Annotated in this window: 12 protein-coding genes, 5 tRNA genes and 1 rRNA gene; 15 read left to right on the top strand and 3 right to left on the bottom strand. The window is 60.7% G+C overall.

The features are described 5' to 3' along the window. Positions 1 to 3: 3 nt before the first annotated feature. Complete coding sequence (locus tag QZ634_RS05615; protein ID WP_291986291.1) at positions 4 to 1,050, top strand: alpha/beta fold hydrolase; 1,047 nt, start codon at positions 4 to 6, stop codon at positions 1,048 to 1,050. Here QZ634_RS05615 and QZ634_RS05610 read toward each other — a convergent pair. Beyond that, entirely contained in the window at positions 1,047 to 1,685 is a 639-nt protein-coding gene (locus QZ634_RS05610) for a VTT domain-containing protein (RefSeq protein WP_366145358.1), read from the bottom strand. The genes QZ634_RS05615 and QZ634_RS05610 overlap by 4 nt on opposite strands. Before the next feature lie 76 nt (positions 1,686 to 1,761). Between QZ634_RS05610 and QZ634_RS05605 the strand changes: the two genes are divergently transcribed. The 9 genes from QZ634_RS05605 (at position 1,762) to QZ634_RS05565 (ending at position 12,848) form a co-directional block, all read left to right on the top strand. Then, complete coding sequence (locus QZ634_RS05605; RefSeq protein ID WP_291986289.1) at positions 1,762 to 3,159, top strand: sodium:solute symporter; 1,398 nt, start codon at positions 1,762 to 1,764, stop codon at positions 3,157 to 3,159. A gap of 273 nt (positions 3,160 to 3,432) precedes the next feature. Then, entirely contained in the window at positions 3,433 to 4,230 is a 798-nt protein-coding gene (locus tag QZ634_RS05600; RefSeq protein ID WP_291986287.1) for a hypothetical protein, read from the top strand. A gap of 434 nt (positions 4,231 to 4,664) precedes the next feature. Continuing rightward, a complete protein-coding gene (tig, locus tag QZ634_RS05595) occupies positions 4,665 to 6,020 on the top strand; it encodes a trigger factor (RefSeq protein ID WP_291986285.1) in 1,356 nt (451 codons plus the stop codon). A 32-nt stretch (positions 6,021 to 6,052) separates the two neighbouring features. Further along, a complete protein-coding gene (gene clpP, locus QZ634_RS05590; RefSeq protein WP_291986283.1) occupies positions 6,053 to 6,682 on the top strand; it encodes an ATP-dependent Clp endopeptidase proteolytic subunit ClpP in 630 nt (209 codons plus the stop codon). A gap of 58 nt (positions 6,683 to 6,740) precedes the next feature. Further along, on the top strand, positions 6,741 to 8,012 hold the full coding sequence (clpX, locus tag QZ634_RS05585) for an ATP-dependent Clp protease ATP-binding subunit ClpX (RefSeq protein WP_291986281.1): 1,272 nt from the start codon (positions 6,741 to 6,743) through the stop codon (positions 8,010 to 8,012). A gap of 83 nt (positions 8,013 to 8,095) precedes the next feature. Next, positions 8,096 to 10,528 carry an endopeptidase La gene (gene lon / locus QZ634_RS05580; protein ID WP_291986279.1) on the top strand — a complete coding sequence of 811 codons (2,433 nt, stop codon included), beginning with the start codon at positions 8,096 to 8,098 and terminating at the stop codon, positions 10,526 to 10,528. 159 nt (positions 10,529 to 10,687) lie between these two features. Further along, positions 10,688 to 10,763 (top strand) — tRNA-Val (locus tag QZ634_RS05575). Between the two features lie 25 nt (positions 10,764 to 10,788). Next, positions 10,789 to 10,865 (top strand) — tRNA-Asp (locus QZ634_RS05570). Between the two features lie 75 nt (positions 10,866 to 10,940). Beyond that, complete coding sequence (locus QZ634_RS05565) at positions 10,941 to 12,848, top strand: SurA N-terminal domain-containing protein (protein ID WP_291986277.1); 1,908 nt, start codon at positions 10,941 to 10,943, stop codon at positions 12,846 to 12,848. Between the two features lie 312 nt (positions 12,849 to 13,160). Here the strand turns inward: QZ634_RS05565 and groL are convergent, their stop codons facing one another. Together groL and groES are read right to left on the bottom strand one after the other, a co-directional pair. Next, positions 13,161 to 14,819, bottom strand: a complete 1,659-nt coding sequence (groL, locus tag QZ634_RS05560; protein WP_291986275.1) for a chaperonin GroEL — start codon at positions 14,817 to 14,819, stop codon at positions 13,161 to 13,163. 94 nt (positions 14,820 to 14,913) lie between these two features. Beyond that, positions 14,914 to 15,204: a co-chaperone GroES gene (groES, locus tag QZ634_RS05555; protein WP_043567784.1), complete on the bottom strand. Its 291-nt coding sequence runs from the start codon at positions 15,202 to 15,204 to the stop codon at positions 14,914 to 14,916. Between the two features lie 344 nt (positions 15,205 to 15,548). Here groES and QZ634_RS05550 point away from each other — a divergent pair, with 344 nt between their 5' ends. The 5 genes from QZ634_RS05550 (at position 15,549) to QZ634_RS05530 (ending at position 18,597) form a co-directional block, all read left to right on the top strand. Beyond that, positions 15,549 to 16,166: a hemolysin III family protein gene (locus QZ634_RS05550; RefSeq protein ID WP_291986273.1), complete on the top strand. Its 618-nt coding sequence runs from the start codon at positions 15,549 to 15,551 to the stop codon at positions 16,164 to 16,166. 362 nt (positions 16,167 to 16,528) lie between these two features. Further along, positions 16,529 to 16,605: transfer RNA gene (locus QZ634_RS05545), tRNA-Met, on the top strand. Positions 16,606 to 16,768: 163 nt separating this feature from the next. Continuing rightward, positions 16,769 to 18,306 (top strand): 16S ribosomal RNA (locus tag QZ634_RS05540). A gap of 62 nt (positions 18,307 to 18,368) precedes the next feature. Continuing rightward, positions 18,369 to 18,445, top strand: a tRNA-Ile gene (locus tag QZ634_RS05535). Positions 18,446 to 18,521: 76 nt separating this feature from the next. Continuing rightward, a tRNA-Ala gene (locus tag QZ634_RS05530) sits at positions 18,522 to 18,597 on the top strand. The last annotated feature ends 101 nt before the right edge of the window (positions 18,598 to 18,698 follow it).

Below are 18,698 nucleotides of genomic sequence, written 5' to 3'. Positions count from 1 at the left end.
GCCATGCTCGCACGCGCCCTTCGCCTCTCGCATGCGCTGGAAATAACGCTCTACGTCATCCTGGCGATGAGCGTGTGCGACGCCTCGTTGGCCGCCGCCGTCCCGCTCGCGCTGCTCTCCATGCTTGCGTTGCGCGCGCTGATCATCGCGGCGACCTACGGCTATGCCTGGGTCCATCGTTCGCCGCCGGCGCAGACCGTACAGGGGGAGCAGGCGGAGTGTCCGCCGCATTTTTCAGCCTCCCCGCATTCACCACCGCCACCGCGGCTGACGATCGCCGAGGTGATACGGATGGTGCTTGGCGAGTATCTCAGCTTCGTCTTCAGCTTCCTGATCCTGTTTCCCTTCGAGCGCTGGTGGATGGGCGACGATCGCCTGCGGCCGCTGCCCGCGCCAGTGGGTGAAGGCGATGACCGTCAGCTACCGGTGTTGCTGATTCACGGTTATGGTTGTTCGCGCGGTGCTTGGTGGTGGCTGCGTGCGCACCTCGAGGCCGCCGGCTGGACGGTGGCGACGATCAGTCTCGAACCGATCTACACGAGCATCGACAACTACGTCGATCCGGTCGCTCGCCGTGTCGACGCCGTTCTCGCTGCGACGGGTGCCGAACGCCTGATCCTGGTCGGCCACAGCATGGGCGGGCTGGTTTCACGTGCCTACCTGCAGCGCTACGGTGAGGCGCGCGTCGCCCGCCTGGTGACCCTCGGTACGCCGCATCAGGGCAGCGAGCTGGCGCGCCTCGGCTTCGGCGCCAACGGCCGCCAGATGAGGCCGAACAGCACCTGGCTGCAGGCGCTGGCCAGTCCGCCGGCGGCGGTCGTCACGGTGGCCATCTACAGTCCGCACGATAACTTCGTCCTGCCGGCGGAAAGGCTGGAACTGCCGGGCGCGCAGAGCCAGACGATCAACGGCGTAGGCCACCTGGCGATGCTCTTTTCGCCACGCGTGATCCAGGCCCTGCTGGCGGTGCTCGAGCAGACGCCAGCGCGTGCGATCAGGGCGATGAGGGCGGCCAGGGCGGCGAGTGAAGGCGAAGGCCGGGACGCTTAGCTCAGCCGCAACAGGTGGGCCAGGAAGTCGAAGAACAGGCAGTAGAGGGCAATCGGCAAGGGCAGGCCGAGAAGTGTGGCGATCATGTACTCATGAAAGCGCACTCCCGACAGGGCCAGCGCGTAGTTGAGCGCCGGCACGGTCTGGAACAGCACTCGCAGGAAGACCATGCTGCGGATCGGGCGGGCATCGAGCTGCGCCAGCAAACGGTTCGCGATGCGGCTGTTCAATTGCCGCAAGGCATCGCCGCCGAGCAGGCGGATACTGAGGAAGGTGAGCGCACACGACAGGCACGCGGCAAGGTAAGTGAGCGCGCCGCCCCAGACGCGGCCGAGTGCAAGCACCGCGGCGGCGAGGAAAATCCACCCCGGAATCTGAATCAGATTGCCGAGCGCAAACAGGGCGACAAAGATCAGCAGTCCGCTGAGCTTGTTGTGGAGGAATTGGTCGCGCAGGAATTGCAGGCTGAAGTGGTCGCGCAGCCCGGATAGCTCGAAGCCGGCGAAGAGCACGGCGAGAAACAGGGCCACGGCCAACAGGCGCGGCCAGGGGATTGTGCGCCGCTTCAGCATCGGGTGGATGAACTCATCACTCTGGTTGTCGCAAGAAAATACCTTGGCTCGACTGTAAGCCATCGCCGGCAAGGGACGACAGTAGCATTGCCATCGGCGAAAACCACCCTTCTACTCCCTTCAACGCGAGAACAACAAGATGAACGAGCTGCACGGACTATTCTTCTGGGGTTTCCTGCTTCTGTTCGGTGCAGTGATGTACCTGATCTCGCCGCGGAGCAGCGACGCCGCCGGCTTTTTCCGTGGACACGACGCGCAGGGGCGCGCGCCTTCGGAGTGGGCCTTGATGATGAGCGTTTTCATCAGCTGGATCTTCGCCAAGTCGGTGACCAACGCGGCCAACCTAGGCGCCACCTACGGAATCGTCGGTGGCCTGGCCTACGCGGCCTACTGGCTGTCGATTCCGGTCGCCGGGGTGGTCATCTACCGCCTGCGTACCCGCGAAGGCGCGACTGGTCTGGTCTCGTTTCTGGTCGGAAAATATGGCCGCGGCGCTGCGCTGGCGTTTTCGGTGGCAATTCTCGTTCGCCTGTTCAACGAGGTGTGGAGCAATACCGCCGTCGTCGGCGGCTACTACGGCGAGTCGGGGTCGGCGGCGTTCGTCGGCGCCGCACTGCTGTTCACCGCCGTGGTGCTCTTCTACAGTCTGAAGGGCGGCCTGCGCAGTTCGATCTTCACCGACGTCGTCCAGGCCGTCGTTTTCCTGCTCTTCCTGGGTGTCGTCGTGGCCATCGTGCTGCCGGCGCACACGCCGACGCAGCTGTTGAGCGAAGGCAGCTTCACGCTCGCCGGTGGCGTCGACCTGCTGCTGGTCGCCTTGCTGCAGGTTTTCTCGTACCCTTTCCACGACCCGGTGCTCACCGATCGCGGCTTCATCTCGGACGAGAAGAGCATGTTGCGCGCCTTCATCGTCGCCGGCGTTCTTGGTTTCGTGTGCATTGTCGCCTTCAGTCTGGTCGGCGTGCATGCTCGTCTCGAAGGCCTCGCCGCGGGCAGCAACGTCCCCGCCGATGTCGCACGCGGCCTGGGTTTCGCCGGCTTCTTCGCGATGATCGCGGTGATGATCTCGTCCGCCGCTTCGACCCTCGACTCGACCTTCTCGTCCCTGTCGAAGTCGGTCGCCCAGGAGTTGCCGATGCTCGCCGGACGCCGGCCACTGCCGCGCGCGGTACGTGTCGGCGCGCTGACGATGGTCGTCTTTGCGCTGCTCGGCAACCTGCCACTGCTCGCCGGCACGGACATCCTCAAGGCGACGACGATCAGCGGCACGATGGTCATCGGCCTGGCGCCGATCTTCCTCTTCTCGCGCTGGGTCGGCTACTCGCCGCTGTCCTTCCATCTCGCTTTCTGGAGTGGGATGCTGCTCGGCATCCTGCAGGCCACGCAGCTGATCCCGGCGAGCTGGGCGATCGGCGACGGAAAATACGCCGTCCTGCTCGGCACCAACCTCTACGGCCTGGCTCTTTGCTCGGCGGCGTTCTTTCTCCCCTTGCTGCTGCCCAGCAGGCGCATGGGACGTTGCGGGGACGCGGTGTGAGGTCGTCTTCGCCCGATGAGTCGGGCTCCTAAAGTTGGCTGGTCGTTGGCCAAGTAGGTGATGGACGATGGTGGTGGCTCGAACAGGCGAGGGAATCTTGCCAGACCCGCACGGTGGGTCGATACTGAGTGCGTCTTTCGGCCACGCGACGATTTCCCGATGCCACAGCCCACGCTCCCGGTAACTGCTACGCAAGGCGCAGTGATCGACTGGCACCCTTGCCAGCCGACCCACGCTTGCCTGCAGCCTCGTCACTTACTGGCCGTCCTCGTCGTGGCAGTGACGCTCGGCCTGCTCTCGGCGCTTCCTTCGCTGGCCGGGGAGCAAGAGATCTTCGTCAGCCGCGGCGCCGGCAGTACGGTGTATTCGGACAAGCCGCAGCCGGGCGGCAAATCGCTGACCTTGCCGCCGATCAACGTCGTTGAGCCGGTGCCGATCGGCGACACGAGCGTCGGGCGGAGACCGGACGAGCCCGCCAGGCCGACGCCCGGAGGACCCGCTTATCACAGCTTCCGCATCGTCTCGCCAGAGGACAATGGCAGCGTCCTTGCCAATACCGCGCTCTTCGACGTGCGCGTCGCCGTCGAGCCGGCGCTGCAACTTGGCGCCGGGCACGCGATCATGGTCAGCATCAACGGCCAGCCGGTCGGGCAACGCTTTACCGCCAGCGAATTCACTATTCCTCCCGAGTTCTGGGGCGATGTGCCGCCGCCAGCCAATCAGCGCCACCAACTTGATGCGACGATCGTCGACCGCAACGGCGCGGTGATGGAAACGGCAGCGCCGGTGACTTTCATCCTGCGCTATGCTTCTGGCGGCTATCAGCGGCCGTGGCAAGGGCCTGGCTACGCGCCAGGTTTCGCTCCAGGCTATGGGTCCGTGTACCGACCAAGGCCGATGCCGCTGCCCGAGTCGCGGCCGATCGAGAAGCCGAAGCCACCGCCGGCGCAGCCATTTGACCAATGGGAGAAAAAGTTCGAACAGGAGGGGCTGCGTTTCTACAATCGCCAGGAGCCGCTTAATCAGGAAAAGCCTCTCCGGGAGAAGCCGGGACGTGGCGAGGGTCGTTGACGGCGGGGAGTCGCTTGCCGTCTTGTGTACTCGCCTCGGGTAGTCGCCGTCCGGGGATCATCCACCTGGTGCCCCGCCTGCTCCGCAGCTCTTCCACTGCCCCCGCCAGCACGCCACAGGTTTCGACCCTTTAATTATTGCTGTAGAATCTTGTGCTTTTCGTATGCGACGCGGTGGAGTGACAGCGCGGGCGCGAATGCGAAACCGAAGTGAGGGCACTTTCCCGATGGCGTATTCGTCCGCTGCGGGGATTGGCGAACACTCATCGAGACCGCTTGCATCGTCAACGCTCCTGTTGCTGAGCGTTGACGTAAAGGCAGAATGGTTTCTGCATCTTCGGTCTGGCAGCTCAGAGTCGCATTGTCCGAAGGCGAGGGTTCTTTCGGCCGAGCCAGGAAACATACACCTTTCAGCACGTATCACAAGGATTCTTAATGGAAACGAACGCCGCTAACACTGACACTGACGCAGTCGCCGATACCGGCGCCGCCGCCACACCAGCAGCCGTAAACCCGCTTGAGCGTCGTCTTGACCTGTCGATCGCTCTCGCCGACCTCGACAAGGAAGTCGATCAGCGTCTGAAGCGCCTCGGCAAGAACATGAAGATGCCCGGCTTTCGCCCCGGCAAGGTGCCGGCCAGTATTATTCGCCAGCAATACGGCGACCAGGCGCGCCATGATGCGCTTAGCGAGGCGCTCGGGAGCCTGTTCAGCGAGGAGGTGACGAAGCAGCAGTTGCGTGTTGCCGGCAGCCCGAAGATCGAGGGCAGGAACGGCGACAGCACGACGCACATGGAGTTCTCGGCCGTCTTCGAGGTCTTTCCGGAGATCACCGTCAAGAAGCTGGCGGATATGGAGGTAGAGCGTCCGGTCCTTGACGTTGGCCCGACCGAGGTCGACGGCACGATCGAAATCCTGCGCAAACAGCGGGTACGCTTTGAGCCCGTTGATCGCGCGGCGGCAAGCGGCGACCGGGTGAGCATCGACTTTCTCGGCAAGAAAGATGGCGTGCCTTTTCAGGGCGGGCAAGGCCAGGATTATCAGTTTGTTCTCGGCGAAGGCAAGATGTTGGCTGACTTCGAGAATGCCGTGATCGGTACCAGCCCGGGCGAAAGCAAGTCCTTCGAAATGACTTTTCCGAGCGAGTATTTCTCCACGGAACTGGCCGGTCAGACGGTGACCTTCGAGGTCACGGTCAAGGAAGTCGGCGAACCGCTTCTACCGGAAGTCGATGCTGACTTCGCCAAGGCGCTCGGCGTGGAAGATGGCGACCTGGTCAAGATGCGGGCGGAAATCGAGGCCAATCTCAAGCGCGAGGTGAAGAAGCGCCTGCAGGCGAGGATTACTGGACAGGTGATGGATTCTCTGCTCGAGGCGCATCCGGTCGACGTGCCGGGAGCGCTGGTCGATCGCGAGATAGAGCGTCTGAAGGAACTGGCCCGCCAGGACATGGAACAGCGGGGAATGAAGGTCAAGGATCTGCCGATGCAGCGCGAATGGTTCGTCGATCAGGCGACGCGCCGGGTCCGGCTCGGTCTGCTGCTTGCCGAGATCGTCAAGCAGAACGAACTGCAGGCGAAGCCGGAGCAGGTGCGGGCGCTGGTCGAGGATGCCGCGCAGAGTTACGAACATCCGGAGGAAGTCGTCCGCTGGTACTATGCGCAACGCGAGCGCCTGGGGGACTTCGAGAGTGCGGCCATCGAAGCCAATGTGGTGGCCTGGATGATGGCCGCCGTGACAGTGGTCGACAAGCCGGTCGCCTTCGCCGAATTGATGGGGCAGCCGTCCTGAAAACGCAGAACTCTCGAAGCGGAGGAGCCGAAATGAGAATTGACCACGGCATCAACTGGGATCCGCAGGCGCTGGGCCTGGTCCCGATGGTGATCGAGCAGAGTGGTCGTGGCGAGCGCGCTTACGACATCTACTCGCGCTTGCTCAAGGAGCGCGTCATCTTCCTGGTCGGACCGGTGAATGATGTGACCGCCAATCTGGTGGTGGCGCAGCTGCTTTTTCTGGAGGCGGAGAATCCCGACAAGGATATCCATTTCTACATCAATTCACCGGGTGGTTCGGTGTCCGCTGGCTTGTCGATCTACGACACCATGCAGTTCATCAAGCCGGAAGTGTCTACCCTGTGCATGGGACAGGCGTGCTCGATGGGGGCGTTTCTGCTGACCGCTGGCGCGCACGGCAAACGCTTCGCCTTGCCGAATTCGCGGGTGATGATTCACCAGCCGATGGGCGGTTTCCAGGGGCAGGCTTCGGATATTGCGATTCACGCCAAGGAAATCCTCGCGCTGCGCGCCAAACTCAACGAGTTGATGGCACACCACAGCGGCCAGGCCATCGAGCGCATTGAACGCGACACGGACCGTGATAATTTCCTTTCGGCGCAGGAAGCGGCAGAATATGGTCTGATCGACAAGGTGCTGGCCAATCGGGAGGGGGCTTGAGCTCGCTCCGGGCCGTGTCCAACCGTGTCCACATGGATTGACAGTGAGGTAGGTCGAGATGTCAGAAAAGAAAAGTGGCAGTGAGAAACTGCTCTACTGCTCGTTCTGTGGCAAGAGTCAACATGAAGTAAAGAAGCTGATTGCCGGGCCGTCAGTGTTCATCTGTGACGAGTGTATAGAACTCTGCAACGACATTGTCCGCGATGAGATTGCCGGTGAGCAAGGTGGCAAGGGCACCGATGGCGAACTGCCGACCCCGAAGGAAATCGCGGCTCTCCTTGATCAGTACGTGATCGGTCAGGACCAGGCCAAGCGCATACTCTCGGTGGCCGTCTACAACCACTATAAACGCCTGCGTCATCACGGCAAGAACAACGACGACGTCGAGCTTGCCAAGAGCAACATCCTGCTCATCGGTCCAACCGGGTCGGGCAAGACCTTGCTCGCGCAGACTCTGGCGCGGATGCTTGACGTGCCGTTCGTGATGGCTGATGCGACGACACTGACCGAGGCCGGCTACGTCGGTGAGGACGTCGAGAACATCATTCAGAAGCTACTGCAAAAGGCCGATTACGACACCGATAAGGCGCAGCGTGGCATCGTCTACATCGACGAAATCGACAAGATTTCGCGCAAGTCGGACAATCCGTCGATTACCCGCGACGTGTCCGGAGAAGGCGTGCAGCAGGCGCTGCTCAAGCTGATCGAAGGCACGGTGGCTTCGGTGCCGCCACAGGGTGGGCGCAAGCATCCGAACCAGGACTTCGTGCAGGTCGACACGACGAACATCCTGTTTGTCTGTGGCGGCGCATTCGACGGGCTCGAAAAGGTCATCCGTGACCGTTCGGAGCGCGGCGGCATCGGCTTTGGCGCCGAGGTGAAGAGCAAGGACAACAAGAAGGCAATCGGCGAGGTGCTGCGCAGCGTCGAGCCGGAGGACTTGATCAAGTTCGGTCTGATTCCCGAGTTGATTGGTCGCCTGCCGGTCGTTGCCACGCTCGAGGAGCTGTCGGCGGCAGCGCTGGTGGAGATTCTCGTCGAGCCCAAGAACGCGCTGGTCAAGCAGTATCAGAAGCTCTTCGCAATGGAAGGCGTAGGGCTCGAAATCCGCCCGGCAGCGATGATGGCGATCGCCAAAAAAGCCCTGCAAAGGAAGACCGGCGCGCGTGGTCTGCGCTCGATTCTCGAGTCCGTTCTGCTCGATACGATGTACGAACTTCCCGGTATGGACAATGTCTCAGAGGTCGTTATCGACGAGAATGCCATCGTCGGCGATGCTCAGCCAATCCTCATTTATGCGGGTCAACCCAAGGTTTCTGGCGGCAACTGATGTCCTGGCCGCGGCCTGCGGCTTGAAATTCGGGTTCGCGCCACCATCTGAAGGCACGAACCTCAACCTGAAGGGCATAATCGATGTCTGCAACCCCGAAGTTGGCTACCCAGCCAGTCGAACTGCCGCTGTTGCCTTTGCGCGACGTGGTGGTTTTTCCGCACATGGTGATTCCGCTCTTCGTCGGGCGGCCGAAGTCGATAAAGGCTCTGGAAGTGGCGATGGAGGCCGGCAAGAGTATCCTGCTGGTTGCCCAGAAGTCCGCGGTCAAGGACGAACCGGAAGCCGACGACCTGTACGACATTGGCTGCGTGGCCAATATTCTGCAGATGCTGAAACTTCCCGACGGGACCGTCAAGGTGCTGGTCGAAGGCGCCCAGCGCGCGCGCCTGGAGGCCATTGAATCGCGCGACGAGATGTTCTTCGCGAGCTCGCGCTCGGTGGTCGCCGATGACGGCGTCAACCATGAGGTTGAGGCGCTGCGCCGTGCCGTGATCGCTCAATTCGACCAATACGTCAAACTCAACAAGAAGATTCCGCCGGAGATTCTGACCTCCATCGCCGGCATTGAGGAGGCTGGTCGCCTGGCCGACACCATTGCTGCGCACCTGCCGCTGAAGCTCGAGCAGAAGCAGGAAGTGCTCGAGATGTTCGATATCCGCGCGCGCATCGAGCGGCTGCTGACGCAACTCGAGGCGGAGATCGATATCCTGCAGGTCGAGAAGCGGATCCGCGGGCGCGTCAAGCGCCAGATGGAAAAGAGTCAGCGCGAGTATTACCTCAACGAGCAGGTCAAGGCGATCCAGAAGGAACTCGGCGAGGGTGAAGAAGGCGCCGACATGGAGGACCTTGAGACGAAGGTCAAGCTTGCCGGAATGGGCAAGGAAGGGCTCGCCAAGGCGCAGTCCGAGCTCAGGAAGCTCAAGCTGATGTCGCCGATGTCGGCCGAAGCAACGGTGGTACGTAACTTCATCGAAACGCTGATCGGGCTGCCGTGGCGCAAACGGACGCGGACCAGCAAGGATCTGGCGGCAGCGGGAAAGATACTCGACACCGATCACTGGGGCCTCGAAAAGGTCAAGGAACGGATCATCGAGTATCTCGCCGTACAGCAGCGGGTCGACCGCCTCAAGGCGCCGATTCTCTGCCTGGTTGGGCCTCCCGGCGTGGGCAAGACGTCGCTCGGGCAGTCGATAGCGCGGGCAACAGGCCGTAAATTCGTGCGCATGAGTCTCGGTGGCGTTCGCGACGAGGCTGAAATCCGCGGCCATCGGCGGACCTATATCGGCTCGATGCCGGGCAAAATCCTGCAGAACATGAGCAAGATCGGCGTCAAGAACCCGCTTTTCCTGCTCGACGAAGTCGACAAGATGGGGCAGGATTTCCGCGGTGATCCGAGTTCGGCGCTGCTCGAGGTGCTCGATCCTGAGCAGAATTCGACTTTCGTCGATCACTATGTCGAGGTCGAGTACGACCTGTCGGAAGTGATGTTCGTCGCTACGGCCAACACCCTGAACATTCCGGCGCCCTTGCTGGATCGCATGGAAGTGATCCGGCTGTCAGGTTACACCGAGGATGAGAAGGTCAACATTGCGCAGCGTTACCTGCTACCCAAGCAGATCAAGAACAATGGGCTGCGCACCGGCGAGTTGACCGTCGCCGAGAGCGCGCTACGTGACATCGTTCGCTACTACACGCGTGAAGCGGGGGTGCGATCGCTCGAGCGCGACATTTCGAAGATTTGTCGCAAGGTGGTGAAGACACTGCTGCTCAGAAGGAGTCAGCAGAAAGTTGCCGTCACCGCGCGTAACCTCGACAAGTTCCTCGGCGTTCGACGCTTCAACTACGGCGTGGCCGAGCGTGAGAATCAGGTTGGCCAGGTGACTGGATTGGCGTGGACCGAAGTTGGTGGCGAATTGCTTACCATCGAGTCGGTGGTTTTGCCCGGCAAGGGCAAGACGACGACCACCGGCAAGCTTGGTGAGGTGATGCAGGAGTCGGTGCAGGCGGCGGTATCGGTGGTGCGGAAGCGCGCCGGATCGCTGGGGATCGATCACGACTTCTATCAGAAGAGCGACATCCACATTCATCTGCCGGAAGGCGCAATTCCCAAGGACGGCCCATCGGCCGGCGTCGGGATCTGTACGGCGCTGGTTTCGGTGCTCACCGGTATTCCGGTGTGTTGCGATGTGGCGATGACCGGCGAGATCACTCTGCGCGGCGAGGTCCTGCCGATCGGCGGTCTCAAGGAGAAGCTCCTGGCAGCGGTCCGCGGCGGCCTGGCGCGGGTCCTGATCCCCGAGGAAAACGTCAGGGACTTGGCCGAGATCCCGGACAACATCAAGAACAAGCTGGAGATCATCCCGGTCAGGTGGATCGACCAGGTCCTGGCGCACGCGCTCGAGCGCAAGCCGGAGCCGTTGTCCGGCGAGGCGGCACCGACGCCAACGCCGGCGGTCGCCGGAACGGCATCCGAAGGCACGACTCCGTCCGTGCAGGCGGTGCTCACGCACTGAGTCGACGCGGACGCCGGGCGGGAGAGCTGGAGGTCGGTTCTTTCTGTGCCTCTCCTGCCTTCCTGACCCGGCGCGCAAGCGCTGCGCCCTCAGCAATGTGGTCTGGCCAAGTGGCGATGGATGCGATAAACTCGCGCTTCTTTGCTTGGATCATACGACGGGTGCTTAGCTCAGTTGGTAGAGCGCTAGCCTTACAAGCTGGATGTCGGCGGTTCGAGCCCGTCAGCACCCACCACCAGCAGGGGGTTCTGCAGCGATTGGGAGTGGTAGTTCAGTTGGTTAGAATACCGGCCTGTCACGCCGGGGGTCGCGGGTTCGAGTCCCGTCCACTCCGCCATTGCCAAGAGGGCGAACGAAAGTTCGCCTTTTTTGTTTTCTCGACAATATTTCAATGAGTTAGCGGGCCACAGCCATGATCTTCGATGCCGTTCGCAACAACAAGAGAGTCGTCCAGGTATTTCTTGCCCTGATCACCTTGCCATTTGCTTTCTGGGGTATCGACTCGTACGTTCGCGATACCGGCGCAGGCACGGATCTGGCCAGCGTCGGGGACTCCAAGATCACCATGCAACAGTTTGACCAGGCATGGCGCGTGCAGCAGGATCGCCTGCGGCAGGCAATGGGCGAAGCGTTTGACGCGGCGGCGCTGAATACGCCGGAAGCACGTCTGTCAGTCTTGAACGCGCTGGTGGACCAACGTCTCTTGCTGCTCGAAGCTGCCAAGGGGCGGCTTGTTGCCGGCGACAACGCGCTGCGCGAGGTGATCAGCAAGATTCCGGCTTTGCAGGAAGACGGGCAGTTCTCGATGGCTCGCTATCAGGCCGCGCTGGCGGCGCAGGGAATGTCGCAGCCACAGTTCGAGGCGCAGCTGCGTCAGGACCTCACCTTGCAGCAGTTGGTGGCAGCGATTGGCGATACCGGCATCGTTGGTAGTGCGATGACCGACGAGATGCTGCGCATTCAATCCGAGGAGCGCCAGGTCACCGAGCTGCGTTTCTCCCCGGAGCAGTTCGCTGGCCAGGTAAGAATCGATACTGCGGCGGTCGAGAAGTACTACCAGGAGAATCCGAAACGTTTTGAAATCGCCGAGCAGGCGAAGGCGGATTACGTCGTTTTGTCTCTGCAAGCACTGATGGATAAGCTGACGGTCAGCGATGCTGAAGTGAGCGCCTGGTACGAAAGCCACAAGGATAGATACCAGCGGGCCGAAGAGCGCCGGGCCAGCCACATTCTGATTCTGGTCGATGGAAATCAGGACGAGGAGAAAGCCAAAGCCAAGGCGGATGGCATTCGCCGGGAACTTCAGGAGGCGCCGGACAAGTTTGCCGAACTGGCCAAGCAGTATTCGCAGGATCCGGGGTCTGCGGAAAAGGGAGGCGATCTCGGTTTCTTTGGTCGCGGAATGATGGTCAAGCCCTTCGAAGAATCGGTTTTCAAACTGCAGGAAGGCGAAATCTCTGGTGTCGTGCGCTCGGAGTTCGGCTTTCACATCATCAAGCTTACGGCAACGAAAGTGGGTGCTCAACGCCCTCTGACGGAAGTGCGCCCCGAGCTCGAAGACGAACTGAAGCGCCAGACAGCGTCTCGGCAGTTCGCCGAAGCCGCCGAGGCGTTCAGTAACATGGTCTATGAGCAGCCTGACAGTTTGCAGCCGGTGGTCGAGAAATTCGACCTGCAGATTCAGCATTCCGGCTGGTTGCCGCGCGATCCGAATCCGCAAGCGCTGGCCACTCTGGGTCAGCTCGGTAACCAGAAAGTTCTGACGGCCCTGTTTTCGGCTGATTCGCTAAAGAACAAGCGCAACACGGAAGCCATCGAAGTCGCACCGAACGTGCTGCTGTCGGCCCGCGTAGCAGCCTATCAAGCCGCGAGCAGCAGGCCTTTTGCCGAGGTGAAGGTAGATATCGAAGCCACTCTGAAGGCGCAAGAAGCGGCAGCGCTCGCCCGTCAGGCGGGTGAGAACAGGCTTAGAGCTCTGCAGGCGGGCGCCGAGAGCAAGGCTGACTGGGGCCCGGTCAAGAGCGTCTCGCGGCTGGAAGGACAGCAGTTGCCGGCAGCGGCTCTGCAGGCGATCTTCCGGGCGAACGCTCACAGCTTGCCAGCCTATGTCGGAGCCGAAGTCGCTGGCGGGACCTACGCGCTCTATAAGATCATCAAGGTGGGGCAGCCGGCAACGGTCGATAAACAGCGCCGTGACGCTCTCCAGCGCGAATACAGCACCATTCTTGGCCAGGAGGATTTCGCCGCCTATCTCGCCGGTTTGCGCTCGCGCTACAAGATCGATATCAACAAGGCAGCGCTGGATAGCAAGGAGCGCTAAGTCGTAGGCATGGACTCGGGTGAGGGCGGTGCGCCGGCAGGGCTCCTTTCTCGGCTGTCGGTCCCGATAGAGGAGAGGAGGGCAGCGCGCTCGCTGTCGGCTGACGCGTTGTCTTGCTGAGCCAATTGCCGGTGTCGATAGCAGGTACCAAGTAGTGTGTTCTCCACGCAGGCGAGTTGCAGCCGGGTAGGTCATTCAGCCCGCGAGTTCTACGGGGATTGCGACGCGGTAAATTCCCAACAGGGGATGCACGGAGAAAAAAAACCCCGCCAAAGCGGGGTTTTTTGTTGAGCGGTCAAGCTCGGCCAGAACTTACATGTCCATGCCACCCATGCCACCCATGCCACCCATGCCACCCATGCCGCCACCCATGCCGCCCATGGCCGGCTTCTCTTCAGCCAGTTCGGCGACCATACAGTCAGTGGTCAGCATCAGGCCGGCGATCGAAGCGGCGTTCTGCAGCGCGGTGCGGGTTACCTTGGTCGGGTCGAGGACGCCCATTTCAACCAGGTCGCCATACTCACCCGTGGCAGCGTTGTAGCCAAAGTTGCCGGTGCCCTGAAGGACTGCGTTGACCACGACGGAAGGCTCTTCGCCCGCGTTGGCGACGATTTCACGCAGCGGTTGCTCGAGGGCGCGCAGCACGATCTTGATACCGGCTTCCTGGTCGTGGTTATCGCTCTTGACCGAAGCCAGCGCGCTGCGAGCGCGCAACAGCGCGACGCCACCACCGGGAACGATGCCTTCTTCAACGGCCGCGCGAGTGGCGTGCAGCGCATCTTCGACGCGCGCCTTCTTCTCTTTCATTTCCACTTCGGTGGCCGCACCGACCTTGATCAGGGCAACACCGCCAGCGAGCTTGGCGACACGTTCCTGCAGCTTTTCCTTGTCGTAGTCGCTGGTCGCGGTCTCGATCTGCGCACGGATCTGCTTGACGCGAGCTTCGATGCTGGTCGAAGCGCCGGCGCCATCGATGATCGTCGTGTCTTCCTTGCCGATTTCGATGCGCTTGGCTTGACCGAGTTCTTCCAGGGTTGCCTTCTCGAGTGTCAGGCCGACTTCTTCGGCAATCACCTGGCCACCGGTCAGGATGGCGATGTCTTCGAGCATGGCTTTGCGACGGTCGCCGAAGCCAGGCGCCTTGACGGCACAGGTTTTCAGGATGCCGCGGATGTTATTGACCACCAGCGTGGCGAGGGCTTCACCGTCGACGTCTTCGGCGACGATGAGCAGCGGACGGCTGGCTTTGGCAACCTGTTCGAGAATCGGCAGCAGGTCACGGATGTTGGAGATCTTTTTGTCGAAGATCAGCACATACGGGCTCTCGAGGATGGCGTTCTGCTTTTCGTTGTTGTTGATGAAATAGGGGCTCAGGTAGCCGCGGTCAAACTGCATGCCCTCGACCACATCAAGCTCATTGTTCAGCGACTTGCCGTCTTCGACAGTGATCACTCCTTCCTTGCCGACCTTGTCCATGGCTCTGGCGATGATGTCCCCGATGTCGACATCAGCGTTGGCCGAGATTGCACCGACCTGGGCGATTTCCTTGTTGGTCGAGCAGGGCTTGGAGAGGTTCTTCAGTTCCTCGACGGTTGCCGTTACGGCCTTATCGATGCCGCGCTTGAGATCCATCGGATTCATGCCGGCGGCGACGAACTTCATGCCTTCACGGACGATCGACTGGGCCAGAACGGTCGCGGTGGTCGTGCCGTCACCGGCGATGTCGGAAGTCTTGGAGGCGACTTCCTTGAGCATTTGGGCGCCCATGTTGGCGAACTTGTCCTTGAGTTCGATTTCCTTGGCGACGGAGACACCGTCCTTGGTGACGGTCGGAGCGCCATACGAGCGATCCAGAACAACGTTGCGACCCTTGGGGCCGAGGGTGATCTTGACTGCGTCGGCAAGAAGGTTAACGCCTTCCACCATGCGAGCGCGTGCGCTATCGCCGAACTTGACGTCTTTAGCTGCCATAGAGGTAACTCCTAGAATTCTTTAGTGATTTGAGTCAGAACCGGAATGCCGAATGGCATTCGCGGAGGGGTGCCGAGTTGCCTTGCCGGAGGCTTTAGGCCTCAACGACGCCCATGATGTCTTCTTCGCGCATGACCAGCAGTTCTTCGCCATCGACCTTGACAGTCTGGCCAGCATACTTGCCGAACAGGACCCGGTCACCCACCTTGACTGCGAGGGCACGCACGGAGCCATCCTCAAGCAGCTTGCCATTGCCAACGGCGCGGATCTCGCCCTGATCCGGCTTTTCGGTGGCCGCATCCGGGATTACGATACCTGAAGCGGTCTTGCGCTCCTCTTCAAGGCGCTTGACGATCACGCGATCATGCAACGGACGAATTTTCATGCAATTTCTCCTTCGGTTAAGCATATAGGGGGAACATAACCAGCGGACCCTGCCGATACGCTTCCATGAATCGACGGCAGGGTGTTAGCACTCAACGCTAGCGAGTGCTAATAATAGGGCCGGGTCGGACGAATTTCAAGGGCTAGTACCTTCCTTTGTTCGCCAGAAGGGCGAAAGCAGGCGTTCGCGACCCCTACGGTCGCGACCATTGCAGCTGGCCCTTGCCGGCGATTGACCGGCGACGATCGATTCCGCGACAATGCGGCTCCTGCTTCTCAATCAGCTGCGCGCCCGACGGTTCCTGGCTTTCGAGTGCGGCACCCCAGCGAGTCAAGGCGGATCATATGTACTATGGCGAGAAACTAAACGCCTGGACTCACGTTGTTGGCGCTGTCCTTGCTCTGGTCGGTGCGGTGGTGCTGGTCGTTCTCGCAGCGCTTGACGGCGACGCGTGGAAACTGGTCAGCGTGTCCATCTACGGCGTGACCCTGGTGCTGCTCTACAGCTTCTCGGCTATGTACCATAGCTTCCGCGGACGGGCCAAGGACATCCTGCGCAAACTGGATCATCAGGGTATTTATTTGCTCATCGCCGGCAGTTACACGCCGTTCTGCCTGGTCACTTTGCGTGGCGCGTGGGGCTGGTCCTTGCTCGGCACCGTGTGGGGGCTCGCGGTTCTTGGTGGCTTGCAGGAGATCCGGCCGAGAAACGACGCCCGCATCGTCTCGCTGGTCATCTACATCGTGATGGGGTGGGCGGTGCTGGTCGCCCTGGTGCCGCTGCTCAAGGCACTGGGCGCAGCCGGCTTCATCTGGGTCGCTACCGGTGGTGTCTTCTACACCGTTGGTATCATCTTCTATGCGCTGGACACTCGCCTGGCGCATGCGCACGGGATCTGGCATCTGTTTGTAATGGCCGGTAGCGCGGCGCACTACTTCGCAATTCTGTTCTACGTTCTGTGACGCGCACCGGCGGGTGCGTCGTGATGCGATGGAAGTGGGGAGCCTGCGGCCGGCGGCGCAGCCTTGCCTGTATTCTCAGGCGAAGCCGGGTGGCGCGGTGTGCGGCGATGAGGGTGAAATAGGCACACGCCAAAACTCCGCGACCTGCTGCTGCCTGGCTTCCGCGGGTACTCAGCTGTCCGGTTGGCGGGGCTTCCAAACGTCGAATGTGCAAAAAAGCAGGATGACGGTTGACCTGGTGCTCCGAGCTGGCTACAATGCTTCCTCTTCGCAGCACGCAGGCCAGCAGGGCGGTTTCATTGCTCTGCTCCAGGCAGCAACGGTGCGGCGAAGTCGGGGTGAAAATTTTTCACCACCAGTGTCGCGGGGTGGAGCAGTCTGGCAGCTCGTCGGGCTCATAACCCGAAGGTCACAGGTTCAAATCCTGTCCCCGCAACCAGCTCTTTAAAAATGAGACAACCGATAGGTGTGGGTTCTTGATCTGGGACGGTCTGTTTAGGCGGATTGTCAAAAAAGATGGAGTAACTCGCACGGAAGTAAGACTGCTGGTCTGGGGAGACTTGGGCTGGCAGGAAGAACGTCGAGCGAGGGTTTTAGGATTTGAACTGAAGAGTTTGATCCTGGCTCAGATTAAACGCTGGCGGCATGCCTTACACATGCAAGTCGAACGGCAGCACGGGGGCAACCCTGGTGGCGAGTGGCGGACGGGTGAGTAATGCATCGGAACGTGCCCTGAAGTGGGGGATAACGCAGCGAAAGCTACGCTAATACCGCATATTCTGTGAGCAGGAAAGCAGGGGATCGCAAGACCTTGCGCTTTGGGAGCGGCCGATGTCGGATTAGCTAGTTGGTGGGGTAATGGCCTACCAAGGCGACGATCCGTAGCGGGTCTGAGAGGATGATCCGCCACACTGGGACTGAGACACGGCCCAGACTCCTACGGGAGGCAGCAGTGGGGAATTTTGGACAATGGGCGAAAGCCTGATCCAGCCATGCCGCGTGAGTGAAGAAGGCCTTCGGGTTGTAAAGCTCTTTCGGCGGGGAAGAAATTGCTTGGGTTAATACCCTGAGTAGATGACGGTACCCGAATAAGAAGCACCGGCTAACTACGTGCCAGCAGCCGCGGTAATACGTAGGGTGCGAGCGTTAATCGGAATTACTGGGCGTAAAGCGTGCGCAGGCGGTTTTGTAAGTCAGATGTGAAATCCCCGGGCTCAACCTGGGAACTGCATTTGAGACTGCAAGACTGGAGTTTGGCAGAGGGGGGTGGAATTCCACGTGTAGCAGTGAAATGCGTAGAGATGTGGAGGAACACCGATGGCGAAGGCAGCCCCCTGGGCCAATACTGACGCTCATGCACGAAAGCGTGGGGAGCAAACAGGATTAGATACCCTGGTAGTCCACGCCCTAAACGATGTCAACTAGGTGTTGGGAGGGTTAAACCTTTTAGTGCCGTAGCTAACGCGTGAAGTTGACCGCCTGGGGAGTACGGCCGCAAGGCTAAAACTCAAAGGAATTGACGGGGACCCGCACAAGCGGTGGATGATGTGGATTAATTCGATGCAACGCGAAAAACCTTACCTACCCTTGACATGTCAGGAATCCTGGAGAGATTTGGGAGTGCTCGCAAGAGAACCTGAACACAGGTGCTGCATGGCTGTCGTCAGCTCGTGTCGTGAGATGTTGGGTTAAGTCCCGCAACGAGCGCAACCCTTGTCATTAATTGCCATCATTAAGTTGGGCACTTTAATGAGACTGCCGGTGACAAACCGGAGGAAGGTGGGGATGACGTCAAGTCCTCATGGCCCTTATGGGTAGGGCTTCACACGTCATACAATGGTCGGTCCAGAGGGTTGCCAACCCGCGAGGGGGAGCCAATCTCAGAAAGCCGATCGTAGTCCGGATCGCAGTCTGCAACTCGACTGCGTGAAGTCGGAATCGCTAGTAATCGCGGATCAGCATGCCGCGGTGAATACGTTCCCGGGTCTTGTACACACCGCCCGTCACACCATGGGAGCGGGTTCTGCCAGAAGTAGTTAGCCTAACCGCAAGGAGGGCGATTACCACGGCAGGGTTCGTGACTGGGGTGAAGTCGTAACAAGGTAGCCGTAGGGGAACCTGCGGCTGGATCACCTCCTTTCTAGAGAAAAACTGGATCGAGAGCTCACAACCTATCGGTTGTCACAAGCGGCACAAGCGGATGGGTCTGTAGCTCAGTCGGTTAGAGCATCGTCTTGATAAGGCGAGGGTCGTTGGTTCGATTCCAACCAGACCCACCAGCGTATCGGCGGAAGGCGGCGGAAAGTGATTGAGGCCCATCTGGCGGCATGCTGGAGGTGTTGTCACCCGGTACCCGGGGGATTAGCTCAGCTGGGAGAGCACCTGCTTTGCAAGCAGGGGGTCGTCGGTTCGATCCCGTCATCCTCCACCACCCGCAACTTGTGAGATGTCAGGCCTGAAGAGTTTGTGGACTCTTCAGGCCTGACCCCTTACGGGGCTCGTGCTCTTTAACAAAATGGAAGAAGGTAGTAT

This window comes from Candidatus Accumulibacter sp. ACC007 (assembly GCF_907163205.1).
In the GTDB taxonomy this organism is placed as follows: Bacteria; Pseudomonadota; Gammaproteobacteria; order Burkholderiales; family Rhodocyclaceae; genus Accumulibacter; species Accumulibacter regalis.
The sequence above is the reverse complement of the archived record's forward strand: the minus strand, read 5'-3'. Positions and strand labels throughout refer to the sequence as shown.